Here is a 16011-nt window from a genome sequence, read left to right on the forward strand (position 1 = left end):
TTATGCCCCTAAAGAAGCGGGACGGGCGATATTGTAGATAATCTTAACGCTACCATCCGCATGAACTTCAATCTTATTAATGAGCTTTTGAATAATATGCTTTAGCACTTGCTCATTAGCAATGTCTAGTTTCGCTATTTTGTTCACTTGGCGTTGGAAGTCTTGTAAGTAGCGTTCTGTATCTTTCTTAGATTCTATCAATGCTTCGAGTTCTGTTTTACGTGCAGTCAATCGACTCTGTTCAGATTGAATGTTCTCGTTGGTAGACTTGAACTGCTCAATACCTATCGCTTTCTGTTGGAATAAGGTAAGTAAGGAACGGAACTCGCCCTCACGCTTTGCAAGTTGCTTGTTTACACCTTGCAACTCTTTAGTGTACGAGGTCTGATTTAATTCAAGTTCCCCGCCCGCAATATTGTAAAGTTGCTCCATTCTTACATTGTTCGTTATCAATTCCTGCAAGTCGGCTTTTATAGTGTCCATTAGCTTATTATTAGCGATGATATGTGAAGAACAATACGCTGACGTATGTTTTACGTATCCCCCACATACGTATGCATCGCCTTCTTTCCCTAGACGGTCTTTCCGATACATCATTCCCTTGCCGCAATCGGCACAACGAGCCACATGAGCAAAAGTACTTTCTTGACCGTTGTATTTATGCTTGCCTTTAGCCCTCATTTTCTCTAAGGCGGCAATGTGTTCCTCATGGGTAATGATGGCGGGGTGAGCATCTTTTACGATAATTTGTTTATCAGGAGCAACAGTCTTGCGCTTTTTAGAGATGAAGTCCATAGTTTCCTCACGGTGCTGAACGAGTGCTCCAGTATAAACTACATTTTCTAGGATTACACGGATACTACTTTCAAGCCACATCGCCCCCTTGTTGCTACCGCCTGATACAGTTCTAGGCGTTGGGACTTTCCTTGAGTTTAGATGGCTAGCGATTCTATACCATCCCCAACCTTTGTAAAGATATAAGTCAAACATTTCCCTGACTATAGGGCTGTATTGCTCATCTAAGGTGAGCTTTCCATCATCACCACGTTTATATCCAAAAGCAGTGAGTGAAGCCTGATACTTGCCTAAACGTGCGCCAGTTTGCCTGCCAATTTTAATGCGGGCTGATAGCTTGCGACTTTCTTCTTCTGCAAGTATAGCCTTTAGTCTGAACATGAACTTAGTGTCGCTTGTAGCCGTGTCGTAGTTATCCTCAGGGAAGATTAGTCGGATATTATATCGCTGCTCTAGCTCATCGGCTACAGTCATACTCTCTACAGAACTTCTACCGAAGCGGGAAACAGACTTGGCAATAACAACATCAAATTTCTTTTTCTTAGCATCATGTATTAGTTGCTGAATAGCTTCCCGCTTTAAGAAGGTCGTACCACTAATCCCATCATCAATGTATGTCCCCGCTAACTGCCAAGCGTTATCTTTAACAATATTAGTTGTATATGTAATTTGATTATCAAGGCTGTTCCGCTGTTCATCTCTTTTTGTACTAACTCTTGCATAAATTGCACACCGCATAGGTAGTTCCTCCTCGGAATGGTTTCACCGAACCTATACGAAGTGCTCTCGCCATAATTTAGCCCGCTTAACTATCTCATTCCCCTATCGTATAGCGATGTAGCAGGAAGGGAGGGCGGGAAACATGAATCAGGAACCCGAATACACTGGAATACAGACGTTACAAGAGTCATTGGAACAAATATTAGTTGAATTAGTCCGAGCGGGACTAATAACAATTAATTGTAATGAAGCTTTAACAAGTATATAGACAATGGAACGTTTCCTGTCCCTCATGTGGACTTTGAGAAGCGTTGTTTTGTTTGACCTGACTCTAGAGTGTTCAGATTTGATTCATAGTGTCTTATGTCCCCAAGTGACCTTATTCCCGTTTATCGCCCTCCCGCTTCCCTAGCAGCCTTGTAGGGCGTCAATATTCGATAATTGGGGAGCGGGGCAAAGCTATTCAGTTTTCAAAGAACTTTAAGCAGGAGTATATAAGGGGAAGTAGAGTAGGTCAAGAAAAAATGAGTAATTGGATTTCGGTAAATTTTTAATGAATGCTTGCCCTCCCCCTATACCTTGGAGAAAACCGCTTTACGGGGACGAGTAAGAGAGCGAAGTGATTTCTACCGAGAATTTGGGCAAAAAGTCGGTGCGTCATAGATAGATGCGACAATAGTAACTTTATACAATGTGCTTAATGCTTAACTGCTAGTAATCCCTTTCGTATAGGTTTAGTAAATCAATATGGGGGGTTAAAAAATGAGCACTAAGAAAGGCATCTTCGAGAGAATGATTGAATTAGCAAGCGATAAGAATAGTTTGTATTACATCAGCAATAAGCAGTATTTTCCATTACCTCTTCGCATCTCAAGATGCCGAGGATTAAGCTCTCAAGAAAAGCTTGTTCTTATGGAATTACTCTACTGTTTTGGCGATAATGATGAAGCGTTTCCTTCTATCGAATATCTAGCGTTTCAATTAGATGTGGATGACAAGACGGTTAGCAAAAATATTAGGAAATTAATTGAAAAGAAATTCATTAGCGTTTACAAAGCTCCGAATCGAGTTAACCGTTACTACATTCACTTATTGGATTCTAATCCGTCTATCACTCTCAGTGAGTTGACATTGTGGTTTGAAAAGACGGTTCAAACTAGAGGGATTCCTAAACAAGACCTTGTATCCCAAGTCCATAAAGAATTAAGGCGAGTAACTGAGAGCGAAGAATACACTAGCTTCTTGTCCCGCCTCATGATTGTATGTGTAGAGCTTATGAAAGGTTGGAATGAGTACTGTAAGCGTCCTGAAGCGTTTTATGCAAAGTCAGAGTATGATAAATGGTGTCGTCAGGAAAGGGAGATATTAAATGAATACCTTGACTACTTAAATCAAGCAATGACAAATAAGTTTGGGAATAATATCAGAATCGTTCAACCGTTAGTAACTGACTAACGGTTTTTCTTTTCGCTATCCGTTTTGAGTAGAACCGTTCAATTTTTGAATGGTAGTCCTAATATAGGAACTGTAACGAACTAAAATTGGAGTTAGCAAGCCCTAAATAGATGTTACTCGATTGCTTTTTGGGAGTTGCTATTGGAGCAAAGGGGAGAGTAATTATATCTTATTAAAACTATTCAAAATACAAATCTTAAAAAAATGAACCACCTGCTGTTTGGCAAGCCAAACAAGCGATGGTTGAAAGAAAAGAATAAATCAAGTCCCCTACAGGATACTCGGTAAGAAATTAGTCTGATACACTTTAGGGTGAATCAGGCTTTAATTATTTTTTCGAGAGTACCCGTAAGCTCATCTTATGCACCACGTGTCCCAAATGACTGAAAACAGAATGCTTCGTTCTTTCTATGCATCTGAAATATGGTGTGGTGTTGCGCGGCTAATATGTAGTTTTCCTGATGCACCAACATGCAACAAAAGACCGATTACTACACCGATAAACTTTGGACCTTAAACATCAATACGAAAACGACTAAAGGAAACCCCCAGAATATGGTACAATTGGTTAAGAACTTCGCTTGGTGGTGTGTAGAATGGAACAGAACTCTAGAAAATGGAGATTGGAACAGCTTTTACAGCAGCAAAAGTCTAAACAGAACATTTCATACGGGCTTTTATTTGAAGAGTGTATTGAGGCACTAGGTGAAGAAGTTGTCATTTTCTCCGAAAGAACAAGCGAAAGAATAAGGAGTGAATTAACTACAGCCTATCCTTTCACATCTTGGGGAAGAATTGATTGGAATAATACCACTAGTAGACACGATCTACGGATAGCAATAGATTCTATACCAGTCTTAAAGTCAAAGCGTTTGGACACTGAAGCGCCTATCTACATCATTTGGGGCGGAAATTATCCAGTACTTCAAACAAAACTTCAAAAGGTTCTTAGTGCATTAGATGACGTTTTAGCAGTAGACTTTGACACCTTCGCATATTGTCCTTCAAATTACGTCATTGAGTTTTATCATGAAGGTGAAATTACTCTAGGTATAGAGAGGTTGGATAATTTTGAACACCCCGGATAATATACAAAAATTAATTGAAGAAGAAAGAAAGGAAATGAAAGAGCTTAAGCCAGAGGAGCGATTTATTAGGTTTTATGAAACCGATAAGCCATATGGTTGTTTCTCGAATTTCGCAAAGTATCCAATATTTTTAAATAACAAAGATTGGGCAACGACAGAGCATTATTTTCAAGCCCAAAAATTTGTTGGAACTGAATATGAGGAAGAAGTTCGACTCGCTAGTACGCCTATGGAAGCTGCAAGATTAGGGCGGGATAGAAATAAGCCTCTTCGCAAAGATTGGGAAGAGTACAAGGTTCAAGTCATGAGAGAAGCACTAATTGCTAAAGTTGAACAACATCCAAGTATAAAATCTATTCTTCTATCTACAGGCGATTGTACAATAGTTGAACATACTACGAATGATGCTTACTGGGGCGACGGTGGTAATGGTCAAGGTCAAAACATGTTAGGCAAATTGTTAATGGAAATAAGAAACAGCTTAGAAGAATATGTGCCAGAATTCTTCTTGCCCCAATGGATTGTTTTCCCCGATATCCATCCGTTCAGCATTGGCTGGAGAATGGGAGCAGGTGAAGGTTATTTAATGTACTTATGGGAATGGAGAAAGAAGCAGTCACCAGAAGCCTTAAAAGAATATGATGAATACTTTACCCCGCCAGAAGAGTGGGCTGAGGCTAGAAAGATAAGAGAGGCTCATAAAAATAAAAATGAAGAAGAAAAGCAATAAACAGGTCGTATCTGGCTAAGTTTTGACGAGAGCGATTTTTATAAACGAACAGACAAATACTTGGACTACAAAAATAATCACAAAAAATAGCTAGAAGGTTAAATGAATAGTTTCATAACTTAAACTCTTGAACTAGGCTTACAGCGATTTAGAAGTACGAAGTAAGGTGAACAAAGGTACTTTAAAATCACAATGGCTACACTTACTGTGCAACTACCATGAATTTAGACAAGAGGGAGCCGTTAAACAAAGGGTTAAGTATGCAAAGCCGACTTGAATGTAATGTCTGCAAAAAGCAGCAGTCGACAATTCTTTTTTGTTCATTTTTAATTTTCAATATTTCATATTATATTTATTGTTTTCAATACGATAAACTATTTTATATTTATAGAAATGTTCATTCACTTGTGTTAAATATATTTTAAAAAGACGAAGTGGTGTATGAGTATATGGTTAAAACATTATATAAGAATATTGAATGGATAACTAAATTGGATAAGCTCTATTCTGATCAATTAAATGGTATGAATAATTCGAATTATTTATACTACCCAGATATTGAACTGGATTTGATTACAGAAAATATTTTTATAATTTTTCAGAAATCTAATAGAAAAACTAAAATAATATTTGGAGACAAGTATGGTCGTAGAGCCTATTTGTCCGATGTTGATATTATTAATATGATAAGAGATGCAGAGGACACGGTATATGGAATATTTTGTGAAATCCTCACTTTGTTTGTGATGGAACCAGAGACTAATGATATTCATTTCAAAATTAATGAAGAGTCCTTTTATTATAAGTCAATAGTAAAGAACAGCTACGAACCGTCTAAATTGGAGATTCTAAGATTAAACTTTTTTGATTCTGCTGCAGATATTAAAATAAGTTATTTGGATTTATTAACTTTAATAAATCTAGTCATTACAAAAGAGTACTTAGTTGATTCATCGAGATCAGATATCCGGGTATTGAGACAAGCTAAGAAATTTTTAATTCTTAGCAAATTTTATAAAGAGAAATTATATCAGGAAGAGCTCGAACGTTTTGAATTTGATACATCACAAGCGATAGAGTATGTATATAAAAACAATAAGATCGCAAAAAAAATTGATGAATTATTTGATAAAATAACTATTTGAGTAATTGAACTTATGATAAAATAAAGGTAAAGCCCTAGTATACCGTTAAGGTAACCTTAAAGTTTAAGGTAAATGTATCTAGAATTGAAAAAAATGAGGAGCTCGCGCTCACTGTTTTCGAGGATACTATCAATTAGTCCGGTCTCCATTGCAGAAGCAATCTTTGCTTCCGCTGCAGTCAACCGGCCTAATCGACAGTATTGTCAATAAAATCATTCTCATTTTTTGTAGGGCTTTTTTTTATCCTTGGAGGTATCTATAATGAGTTTTTTTTTCAATGAATCAGTTGTAATTAATAATCCTCTCAGGATTTTTTTTTTATGTGGTAGTAATTTTGTTAAAAATCCTCAACAAGTAATATTGAATGATGAAAAATATCTTATTAAAGACAAAAGAATTGTGTTACAGAAATTTTTAGAAAGTACCTATGTGGGAAAAAATTTTCGATCAATTATCCTTGAAGATAAATTTATGTTTAGTGATAATTCAAGACGACATCTGAATTATAATGATATTAACCTTAAGAGTTTGAAATCAATTGAATTACTAACGAGTCTTTTCAGCGACTTTGTTCTGATTATTCATGAAAGTTACTCTACAGCCGCTGAAATTGGTATGTTTTCGACAGTAGAGTCAATTAATGAAAAGCTAATAATTTTGACACCAAATGAATATTCAATTGATGAAGATTATTTTTCAGGGTTTATGAGATTAGCTTATCAGAATCCAATTTATTCAAAGCACAATATTAAACGGATTCAGTATAATCCTGGGACTTATCAATTTCACATTTCAAAGTATTCTAGAAAGTTTCATACATTTTTCATAGAGAATGAAATAAAAGGTATGCTAGCAAACAGCTTATCTAGTTGTTTTAATGTTTTATGTGAGAAAAATATAAGTTTTAGAAATAAAGCAAATATTTACGATAGACCAAGCAACTATTATCAGTTAGTGGAGAGTAGTAAAATTCAAGTTAACTTAGATTCTAACGACTTACTTGCATATCTCATTTCCCTATTTAATGTTGATCAATTGAGAAGGGAATTTATTCTTAATGTTGACATGACTTGTCTAAATGTTGATAGTACTTCAAATAGAAGAAAATTGTTATTTAAAGAAGGTACTAGAATTGTTGGAAAACAATTTAAAGATGTAATTTTCAATACTTTAAAAGTACAAATTCCTAATATTGAAACAAAGTTCGGTCCGATTGAAAAAATCGATAGATTTATTGATTTTAATGTGAGGAATCAAGTGGTAAATTTATATGAAAGTATAAGTTACTTTCTGTATATCCTGTTTGCTTTATCCTATATAAATATTAATGGAGATAATACGAGGTTTAGCATATCTAATACCTTTGAACCTGTTTATCGTGAATATAAAGGGTTGCTTCATGAATCTAATAGTACTACCAAGAAAATATGGAGAAAAAGATAAATATGGCAGACTATATGGTCAGATATATAGTAACTAAAGGAAAGAGAAGAAGAATAGTTACTTATGGAAATGAAGAAAAGCGTCAAGAACATAATGAAATTAAGTTATTCTTGGAGGAGAAGCTAATATTCTCTAAGTTTACAAAAGCTTATATAGCCTATAGCTCAATTTATAAAAATGCAAAAGCTCATATGTATAATGACATATTTATTAAGTACGATATTGAAAAGTACTTTGATAGTATAAATCACAAAATTCTAGTCAGAATATTGCATGAACAACTTAACTTAGGTCAGGAAAAAGAGATATATACAATATTTGAAACATCCGAGTTGGTTGGTAATTGCATTTTTGGAAAAAAGGGATTGCCACTAGGTCTAATTACTTCCCCAGTATTATCTAATATTTATCTTAAGACCTTCGATAATATTTTATATGGTAAATTAAAAAAAATGAAATTAGAAAACGTAATTTATACTAGATACGCGGACGATTTGACAATTTCATTTAAGAATTCTTCTAGGAAAAGCTTGGAAGACCTCGACCATGTGTTTTCAGAAATTGAGTCATTGATAAACTTGCAATTAAAGAATTATAAATTAAAATTAAATGCAAACAAAAAGTCAATAATTAGCCTTGATGTGTCTAATCATGTGAGAATTACTGGTATTAGTATTACTAAATTAGTAACCGGTAAAAGAAGATTAAGTGTTGGTAAAAAGAAAGTTATAAAATTATTCGATGATGCATTACAGTTATATTATAAAAAGATTGTTGATGCTGATGAACTTTCTAATGAAGATTTATATAATATACAAAGAGTAAAAGGTATGGAGTCCTTTGTTTTATCTATTCATAAGACGGGGTATAACCATATGTTCTCAGAAAAAATGCAAGATAAATTACTTAACTTAGGTTTTAAGTCTTTACATGAACTGATAGAATCTCTGTAATTCAAATACCCTACCTACCGTAAGTTGGTGACTAGAAGGACTAAAGGTTTTTACATCTATTGAGTAGATTCTCAACTGAAAGCCTATCTGAAAAGAAGATTAGCTATTGTCTAAGAGGTGCAACATTTGGGAGAACAGCAAAATAGAACCGTATAAAATAGGGGCAGTTGCTTAATCGTTGATGATAATTAGTTTATAGAAATAAAAATTAGAGATTATATCTTTTTATATTTAAGATCTCCTGTTGCCTACTCGCAGTTACGACAATATGATAATGGTTTAGCACAAACTAATTTGGCAGCGGAAGATGTGGCTATATCTGATTCCCTTGCCGCAGTTGGAAAAACAAAAAGAATTGTAGCAAATATAGAAGGATTCATCCCTTATTGACAAAAGCTAGTGTATTAGAAAAAGTAATTAAAGAATTAACTGTCGGCGAGAGCACTTCGTTAGGTTGTTCTCACTGAATACACGACACATGTGGAAACGGTAATATTGATGGTTCGTAAATGAGATGTGACAGGTTCGCTGAACTTAAATTAGGTCTTTAAAAGTCCAAGGAAACATGTTGCTTGGACTTTTTTTGTTCGGATTTCGTGTATTTAAAGGTGATGTCGACTTCCTAGTAATACTTCTACCCTACTCAATAACATCTGCATAAGAGATAATGATGCTATAAAACTCGTATGAATTTTATGTGTTTTTTGTGGTGAGCTGACCTCTAAACCTCTCAAGCTATGGAGCTCAATAATGCTATGACTAATTTAAAAATAGAAAGAGTTGAGATAAATAGAAATAGAAAATGATAAAATATCATTAATGATTGCTCAAAAAAGCAAACATGAAGCGATCACTGATCCCCTCGATAGGACGAGGATTATTTGAGTTCAACAAAATCGTTTTTTAGTCAGCATCGCCCGCTAATGGAAGCCTTATTCTATTCTTATTCCCGGATTCTGCCACCAAACTTCCCGCAGTGGAGATAGCGGAATCTGATCCAGATAGACCGCTTCGCCGATTTTTGGTAAAAGGTATGGGATGCTCTGCTCTTCGGCTGCGGCCGATAACCTTCTTGCAGGGTCGTTCCAATCATGCAGCGCCAAAGCGAACCCACCCCAGTGTACGGGCAGTAGAACTCCTCCCTGGACGTCACGATGAGCTTGCACCGTCTCCTCCGGAAGCATATGCACGCCGCTCCACCGCTTGTCATATTGCCCGCATTCCATATATTGCCCGCATTCCATAAAGGCCAGTTCGAACGGTCCGTGCTGACGACCTATTCGCTTAAAGTGAGGACCGTAACCCCCGTCCCCACTGTAGAAGAGACTTCTCTTCTCCGTCTTGATTACCCACGAGCACCATAGGGTGGAATCCTGATCGAACAGCCCTCTTCCCGAGAAATGTCTCGCCGGCGTGCAAGTGAAGCGAATGCCTTGAACGATCTGTTCTTCTCCCCAGTCCAGCTCGATGACGATATCGGGCGACGCTCCTCTTTTCCTGATTCGCTTGCCGACTCCGAGCGGAACGAGGAAAGTGCCAGTTTTCGGAATAAGCTTGCGGATAGAGGAAGAATCCAGATGATCGTAGTGATCGTGAGACAGAACAACGATATCGATCGGAGGAAGTTCCTCAATTGTAATTGGCAGCTTGACGCTGAATCTGCGATTGCGGGAGAAAGGAAGCGGCGACGGGTTCTTGCCAAGCATCGGATCAAGCAGGATCGTTTTGCCTCCAATCTGCAGCAAGGACGCCGAATGTCCGAACCAAAAGATCTTGTCTTTTCCGTCGCTTAGCGTGCCACGCAGAAGGGGGACGATAGGAAGCGGCTGCTTCGGCCTTCTCTGAGTCTTAGCGGATAGGAATTCACGAAGCATGGATACAATGTCTCCTGCACTAAATTTCACGATCACTGGGATTTCGTTCTGGAATTTGCCGTTCTTGGCTCGCCTCGATCGATTCCAATCGTCCATCTGTTTACTCTCCTCATATTCATTTTGCGCGTCGGTAAACGCGAGCTTTGAATAAACTTTTAACGACTTTCAGCCCCGGCGTCGTTTCATGTTTAATTTAATGTGAAATGACAGCCGTTCTCTTGGTTTCACCTTTGACCTTTTGCCTTCGTTTATCTGAGAAGAAAGCGATGAAAATGCCTGGAATAAGTAAGAAACTAACCAAATGAAAAGTTGAGCTAAATCCCTTTGCCATATACGATCGTATTTCAGCATTGATAATTGGCCACAACTGTTTAATCTGTTCTCGATTATGATCAAAAGCTACTTTAATCGTTTCCTGCTTTTGACTTGGTGCTTGGAGTAATGCTTCCTTTTCTCGTTGATCGACCTGTTCCAAAACATTCTCTAATGTCATCTTTTGCTGGGCGTTTCCTTCTTGTAGCGATTCATTGTTCATTGATTGAATACTAGTAATCATTCCGTCTTTCATAGACGCATCAAGTGCCGAAGCTTGAACCGTTTGTATAGCTTTTTCACGAGCAGTTGAAAGTTCGTTCTTCATATTACTGCTCAGAATCGTAGCTAATATAGCGACACCGATTACCATCCCGAGTGTACGAGCCACATTGGTAACTCCTGAAACGACCCCAAGCTTATCGGCAGGAATGTTGTTAACAGCTGAACCAAAAAGTGGCACAACCGATATACCAAGCCCTGCACCTAACAGAGAAAGTCGCCACACCACGTCAAAGCGAGACGAATCCGCATCTAAGCTGCCAAATAAATAAACCGTTACAGTGATAATGGTCAAACCGATACTTGCCAAAAAGCGACCACCTATTTTTTCAGACACCGGCCCGGAAATTACCGAAAATACCGTTGCAGTCAAAGAGCTTGCAATGATCGTCATTCCCGCTTCAAGCACAGACATATTACGTAAACTCATTAAGTAAAAGGCGATTAAAAAACTTCCAGCAGCAATTCCAATCGAAGTAAATAATAGTGCAGCGGAAGAAGCGCTAAAGGTTGAAATGCGCATCAATGACAAGGGGAGCATCGGATTTTTTGATCTTCTTTCAACAACGATAAACAATGTAAGTGACAATAATGATCCTGCGAATAACGATAAGACGTAGAAGGAACTCCAACCATAATCCGATGTCTCTATTAATCCTAATGTAAAGCAAAAAATGGCGGCTGAAATCGTTAACATTCCTGCAATATCCATGTTTTTGCTAGCGGTTTTGTCGTAAGACTCTTTTATTAATATGTAAGAAACGATAAACGAAATGATAGCAATCGGAAGATTTACGAAATATACAGACTGCCAATTGAAGTACTCGGTCAAAATTCCTCCTAGTGCTGGCCCACTTGCACTAGCCACGCCTGCTATTGCTCCCCAGATCCCTAGAACAGTGCCATGTTTTTCTTTCGGAAAAAGTTGAATGGCAAGTGGAATGGTGACGGGTACAATAATGGCCGCACTTAAGCCTTGCAACACACGAAACAAAATGAGTAGATCAAGTGTTGATGCGATTCCGCACAAAAAAGAAGTTAACGTAAACATAATTAGTCCGATGAGAAAAAGTTTTTTGCGGCCAAATTGATCCGCTATGCGCGAAGCTGTTAACATCAAAACCGCAAATGCTATATTGTATCCATTCATGATCCAACTAATATCTCCCACATCACGATTAAAATATTCAGCCGTTTTCGGCAATGCAATATTCACAATCGTTGTATCCAGCAGTGCGATAAAATATCCTAAAATAATCCCAATAAATGTTAATATTATTCTACCCCTACTCAAATTGTTCACTCGCCGCCATCTCCCTCTCTATAATTTTGTTGTTTTGCAACCATTGTTGCCTGCAATCTCAGTTGCCTGTAACAACTGTCATTCATCCTTAGAAAATTTAAATTTTTGTTTCGTCCCTAGTAATCGATTTGAAAAGTCTTCCATCGCAGCAAGAACCTCTGGTTCAATAACACCCGATCGTAAACGGTCGTCGTCAAAAATACAGTCAAATACCGCTACGATCATAAAAGCAGTTTGCTTTGGAAATTCCACATTGAACAAACCAGCCTCAACACCTTCTTCGATAACAGATTGTACAAGTGGCTTAATTTCATTATTACATCGAATTTCAAACAAATGATTCAACACTAAACTTTCATTTTGATGGATGTAACTCATGAGGTCGCTATTCCAACCTTCAAAATAAATAAAAGATTTGGCCATCTGTTCAAATTTATGAATCGCATCAATTTGACTGTTACGCGCAGTCATTTCCATTACGTGAATAAGGCGATCAGAGTAACGCTCAAGCAGGTGATCAACTAACTCATCTTTCGATTTGAAATAATGATAGAACGTTCCTTTTGCAATGCCCATTCGTTGCACAATATCCTGAACCGTTGTTTTTTCGAACCCTTTTTCCAAAAACAGACGTTCGGCCGTTTGTATAATTTCGTTAAACCCTTCGTCACGTGTCCTGACCATCGATTACCACATCGCTTTCCAATTTTTTCATATCGTAACTCACCGACCGACCATCGGTCAATGATATTCTAAAAAATAGATGTCGATAATCTTTAACGGAAGTTACATTTATACGATGAGATATCGATGAGCTTTCGTGGTTCACATAACACAGAGGTATAACAAGTTGAACTGTCTACTCGACACATGTGGAGGCAGTTTGTTTCTTGATCTATAAGGGGTTTGAGTGAGTCAGAAAGGCAGTTTGGGACGAGATGGGGACGGAGGGCTATTTCCGTCCCTGTTTTCGTATTAAAATTGGATTCAGAGAACATTAATGCAACGCTAGTGAGAAAGGATATAAGGTGAACCCTTCCATGTCTATGAACAGAGCGGCTATCTTTAGCAGCATTTTCTTAATAGTCTTCAGCATGTTGATTATTTATTTTTGGAAAGGCATTCATACAGGTAACTATTTGCTGCAATTGTTTTCCTTGAAGTTTTTATTTAAAGACATGATGATTGGACTTATCGGTTCAATTCCCCTTTTACTGTTACTAGTTTTTCTAATAGTAGTTGGAAAGGCAAACCTTCCCGAGACAAAAGGCAGTGTTGATTTAGTCTGTTTTTTACGCCAAAAGAGAATGAATCTATTAACTGTTAGCATAGTCACCGTGTTAGGTGAAGAACTGCTGTTCCGAGGTGTGCTCCTCATATGGATTAACTCAATTTTCCCATCTTTGCTATCAAATATCACCATTTCTCTTCTGTTTACTGCGCTTCACTATAAAGATCAATATAAGGGCCAGCCCTACCTACTATTGTACTTATTCGTTATGAGTCTATTGACTGGAATAGTTACCTTGGAACAACAAACACTATGGAGCGCATTTACCATTCATGCAGTGAGCAACTTTGTTACATCCGCTTTGATACGAACCAAAGTAATAAGACTACAGAGTGAATGTTAAAACATTTGACAGGTATAACTGAAGTGCACTTACACCACATGGATTACAAATCGTCTGATCTTTGATAGAATCGAGCTAGAAAATGTCGTTTTATGTCATATCTTACTCGTTGCTGTTAAAATCGATTTTATTCTATTGGTGAATATGGGGACTACAGATGTGGGCATTAGTCTTAATCTTTTTAATTATACTTTCAATAATCTTTTCGTTTTTTCTCAAAAAAGAAAATATGTTTTGGATTGTTGTTATTCTAGCATCTGTAGCAATCGGTGTAATGGCCGATATCCTACGTATCAGTTATTTGCCGGATGAAGTCCTAGTTGGCACCGGACAGCTCGCCGTGATCTTTGTTTTGTTCAGCTTTATTTTCTTTCATGTTCCGGTATATGCGTTTTTGATGCTTGCGTTTTCATTATATCGAATGCCTCCTATTCTTCGTAAAATGGTGATCCTGACAGGGTTGCTTCCCCTTGTGTATGATGCCTCGCATACATCGTTTATACCTTCTTATGAAATCAACTACTTGTTCTTGTTTTGGCTTTGGCTGCTTTATATTATTTCCGGATCATTATTGATCGTATTGAAATATATTCGTACACCGCCATCGTTTGAGAAAAGCCATTACCTTTCGATTATCATTGTTTATGTTCCCCATCCATGGCTTGCGCTTTTCACTTTTATTTTGCCTCTCAGCTTACATGGCGTCGGAGGAGAATGGCCGTATTTTCGCATTACATTGCAATTGTCCGTGAGCTTAGCTTTTATGCTAAATCTGTATTACATCCTTTTCCCTGGTTTTTTTGGGGTTCGATTGAGTTCTATTCGCAGGAAAACCAAGAGCAGGCTCGTTGCCTCCGGTGTGGAGATTTTGAATCACTCTCTGAAAAACGAGGCTAACAAGATGCTTTTTATAGCGCGTGAACTGAAAATGATGGAGCTTGACCAGAAAGAAAGAAGCCAATACATAGACTTAATTGAGCAATCTGCCAAAGAAATGTCAGCCACGTTGGAAAAACTGAACACGAAGACACGAAAAGTTACTATAAACTTAGGAGTACACACCGTAGAGCAATTGCTGGATAATGTGAGAGAAAAGTGCGCTATGCTGCTTCATCAACGAAATATGCATTTTACGATATCATCTGCGTTTGCGGGAACCTTACATTGCGATTTACAGCTGTTGTCGGATGATCTATACAGCCTGATCGATAACGCTATTTATGCGACAGCCAAATGCGAGGAACCGACCATTCGGATTGAGGTAGGCACCTACGGCCGTTACGTTTATATTTCTCTGTGGGACAACGGTTGCGGGATCTCGAAGGACAATCGCAGACGGCTGTTCGAGCCGTATTTTACTACGAAGAATAAGTCAAGTAACTTTGGTGTAGGTTTATTTGCCTGTTTCAATAATATCTCCGCACAAAACGGTCTGATTCATATTGAGTCGGAAGAGGGGGCATGGACGAAGGTAAATATCTATATCCGAAAGGGGAATTAAGTATGATTCGGATCATTCACGCAGAGGACGAGGAATCTTGGCGGTATCTCATCGCGAATAAAATCAATCGGGAATCGGATATGCAGGTGATTTCCTCCGTTACGAGCGTGAATGAATGCTTGCAGGAACTGGATCGCGCTCCTTACGATATTGCGCTCATCGATTTGAATTTGAGTGAGGATGAGGACTATGCGGGGGGATACGGATTGCCGGAGAAATTCAATTGCTATATTCGCACGTGAAGGTCATTATGGTCACTTCCAATGAGAATTATCCCTATATGGAACGTTCCGTCGTGGCTGGTGCCCGGCATTATATATCGAAGAGCAAGGTTGGTCAAATCGCAAGCCTGATACGGCTTGTTTATCACGATGCGGATCAGTCGATGCAATTGTTGATGCTTTCCTTAGTCAAGTATAAGGAATTATCCTATCTCGACACCTTTAACCTGACCCCGCGCGAGAAGACGATCTATTTACATAAGAAGGAAGGACTTAGCAATCAGGAGATTGCCGACTTATATGTGCTTTCGATCTCAACCGTTCGCAATCAGATAACGAGTATGTTGAACAAGATCGGAGCGTCCACGACGGCCTTTGCCTTCGAGAAGATACACAAGCTGCTGCTCAAGTAAGTGAAAGAAGAAAGAGCATGTCAAGAAAAGTCGCATACAGGCAGGGTTAGAAGGGGGGCTAATGCACCTCTTCTTTCTTTTTGCAGAAAACACAAAAATCATAGTCCTATAAAGTTAGGAGTACTCAGCTTAGAGGATTAGC

General features: G+C 38.0%; 14 protein-coding genes. 10 read left to right on the forward strand and 4 right to left on the reverse strand.

The genetic code is table 11. The features are described 5' to 3' along the window. A complete protein-coding gene (locus tag D3H35_RS16955; protein ID WP_119150429.1) occupies positions 1 to 1533 on the reverse strand; it encodes a recombinase family protein in 1533 nt (510 codons plus the stop codon). A 744-nt stretch (positions 1534 to 2277) separates the two neighbouring features. Between D3H35_RS16955 and D3H35_RS16960 the strand changes: the two genes are divergently transcribed. The 6 genes from D3H35_RS16960 to D3H35_RS16985 all read left to right on the forward strand — a co-directional run bounded on the left by D3H35_RS16960 (position 2278) and on the right by D3H35_RS16985 (position 8329). Continuing rightward, a complete protein-coding gene (locus tag D3H35_RS16960; RefSeq protein WP_119150430.1) occupies positions 2278 to 2970 on the forward strand; it encodes a helix-turn-helix domain-containing protein in 693 nt (230 codons plus the stop codon). A 596-nt stretch (positions 2971 to 3566) separates the two neighbouring features. Further along, positions 3567 to 4058, forward strand: coding sequence for a CDI toxin immunity protein (locus tag D3H35_RS16965; RefSeq protein ID WP_119150431.1), 492 nt, complete (start codon positions 3567 to 3569; stop codon positions 4056 to 4058). Next, on the forward strand, positions 4042 to 4788 hold the full coding sequence (locus D3H35_RS34215) for an NADAR family protein (RefSeq protein WP_325050090.1): 747 nt from the start codon (positions 4042 to 4044) through the stop codon (positions 4786 to 4788). The genes D3H35_RS16965 and D3H35_RS34215 overlap by 17 nt, the downstream gene beginning before the upstream one ends. 449 nt (positions 4789 to 5237) lie before the next feature. Then, a complete protein-coding gene (locus tag D3H35_RS16975) occupies positions 5238 to 5933 on the forward strand; it encodes a hypothetical protein (RefSeq protein WP_147355866.1) in 696 nt (231 codons plus the stop codon). Positions 5934 to 6194: 261 nt separating this feature from the next. Beyond that, entirely contained in the window at positions 6195 to 7376 is a 1182-nt protein-coding gene (locus D3H35_RS16980; RefSeq protein ID WP_119150433.1) for a hypothetical protein, read from the forward strand. 2 nt (positions 7377 to 7378) lie between these two features. Further along, positions 7379 to 8329, forward strand: a complete 951-nt coding sequence (locus tag D3H35_RS16985; RefSeq protein WP_158594150.1) for a reverse transcriptase domain-containing protein — start codon at positions 7379 to 7381, stop codon at positions 8327 to 8329. Positions 8330 to 9261: 932 nt separating this feature from the next. On the opposite strand, the gene D3H35_RS16990 is transcribed toward D3H35_RS16985, so the two are convergent. From D3H35_RS16990 to D3H35_RS17000, 3 genes are all read right to left on the reverse strand, one after another. After that, on the reverse strand, positions 9262 to 10299 hold the full coding sequence (locus D3H35_RS16990; RefSeq protein ID WP_119150435.1) for an MBL fold metallo-hydrolase: 1038 nt from the start codon (positions 10297 to 10299) through the stop codon (positions 9262 to 9264). A 97-nt stretch (positions 10300 to 10396) separates the two neighbouring features. Beyond that, positions 10397 to 12100, reverse strand: coding sequence for an MFS transporter (locus tag D3H35_RS16995; RefSeq protein ID WP_119150436.1), 1704 nt, complete (start codon positions 12098 to 12100; stop codon positions 10397 to 10399). Positions 12101 to 12178: 78 nt separating this feature from the next. Next, on the reverse strand, positions 12179 to 12784 hold the full coding sequence (locus D3H35_RS17000; protein ID WP_119150437.1) for a TetR/AcrR family transcriptional regulator: 606 nt from the start codon (positions 12782 to 12784) through the stop codon (positions 12179 to 12181). Between the two features lie 356 nt (positions 12785 to 13140). Here D3H35_RS17000 and D3H35_RS17005 point away from each other — a divergent pair, with 356 nt between their 5' ends. From D3H35_RS17005 to D3H35_RS17020, 4 genes are all read left to right on the forward strand, one after another. Further along, positions 13141 to 13734, forward strand: a complete 594-nt coding sequence (locus D3H35_RS17005) for a CPBP family intramembrane glutamic endopeptidase (RefSeq protein WP_147355867.1) — start codon at positions 13141 to 13143, stop codon at positions 13732 to 13734. Positions 13735 to 13891: 157 nt separating this feature from the next. Then, the gene (locus D3H35_RS17010; protein ID WP_119150439.1) at positions 13892 to 15235 is read left to right on the forward strand and encodes a sensor histidine kinase; all 1344 of its coding nucleotides are present in this window, start codon (positions 13892 to 13894) and stop codon (positions 15233 to 15235) included. Positions 15236 to 15237: 2 nt separating this feature from the next. Further along, complete coding sequence (locus D3H35_RS17015; protein ID WP_158594151.1) at positions 15238 to 15477, forward strand: response regulator; 240 nt, start codon at positions 15238 to 15240, stop codon at positions 15475 to 15477. After that, positions 15459 to 15869: a LuxR C-terminal-related transcriptional regulator gene (locus D3H35_RS17020; protein ID WP_119150441.1), complete on the forward strand. Its 411-nt coding sequence runs from the start codon at positions 15459 to 15461 to the stop codon at positions 15867 to 15869. The genes D3H35_RS17015 and D3H35_RS17020 overlap by 19 nt, the downstream gene beginning before the upstream one ends. Positions 15870 to 16011 lie beyond the last annotated feature (142 nt).

The organism is Cohnella faecalis (genome assembly GCF_003570905.1).
Lineage (GTDB): Bacteria > Bacillota > Bacilli > Paenibacillales > Paenibacillaceae > Cohnella > Cohnella faecalis.

What these genes read in the sequence shown, in the direction of transcription:
- D3H35_RS16955 (WP_119150429.1), bottom strand. Translation starts at nt 1,533, where the DNA reads ATGCGGTGTGCAATTTATGCAAGAGTTAGTACAAAAAGAGATGAACAG.
- D3H35_RS16985 (WP_158594150.1), top strand. Translation starts at nt 7,379, where the DNA reads ATGGCAGACTATATGGTCAGATATATAGTAACTAAAGGAAAGAGAAGA.
- D3H35_RS17000 (WP_119150437.1), bottom strand. Translation starts at nt 12,784, where the DNA reads ATGGTCAGGACACGTGACGAAGGGTTTAACGAAATTATACAAACGGCC.
- D3H35_RS16980 (WP_119150433.1), top strand. Translation starts at nt 6,195, where the DNA reads ATGAGTTTTTTTTTCAATGAATCAGTTGTAATTAATAATCCTCTCAGG.
- D3H35_RS16960 (WP_119150430.1), top strand. Translation starts at nt 2,278, where the DNA reads ATGAGCACTAAGAAAGGCATCTTCGAGAGAATGATTGAATTAGCAAGC.
- D3H35_RS16975 (WP_147355866.1), top strand. Translation starts at nt 5,238, where the DNA reads ATGGTTAAAACATTATATAAGAATATTGAATGGATAACTAAATTGGAT.
- D3H35_RS16965 (WP_119150431.1), top strand. Translation starts at nt 3,567, where the DNA reads ATGGAACAGAACTCTAGAAAATGGAGATTGGAACAGCTTTTACAGCAG.
- D3H35_RS17015 (WP_158594151.1), top strand. Translation starts at nt 15,238, where the DNA reads ATGATTCGGATCATTCACGCAGAGGACGAGGAATCTTGGCGGTATCTC.
- D3H35_RS16990 (WP_119150435.1), bottom strand. Translation starts at nt 10,299, where the DNA reads ATGGACGATTGGAATCGATCGAGGCGAGCCAAGAACGGCAAATTCCAG.
- D3H35_RS17010 (WP_119150439.1), top strand. Translation starts at nt 13,892, where the DNA reads ATGTGGGCATTAGTCTTAATCTTTTTAATTATACTTTCAATAATCTTT.
- D3H35_RS17005 (WP_147355867.1), top strand. Translation starts at nt 13,141, where the DNA reads ATGTCTATGAACAGAGCGGCTATCTTTAGCAGCATTTTCTTAATAGTC.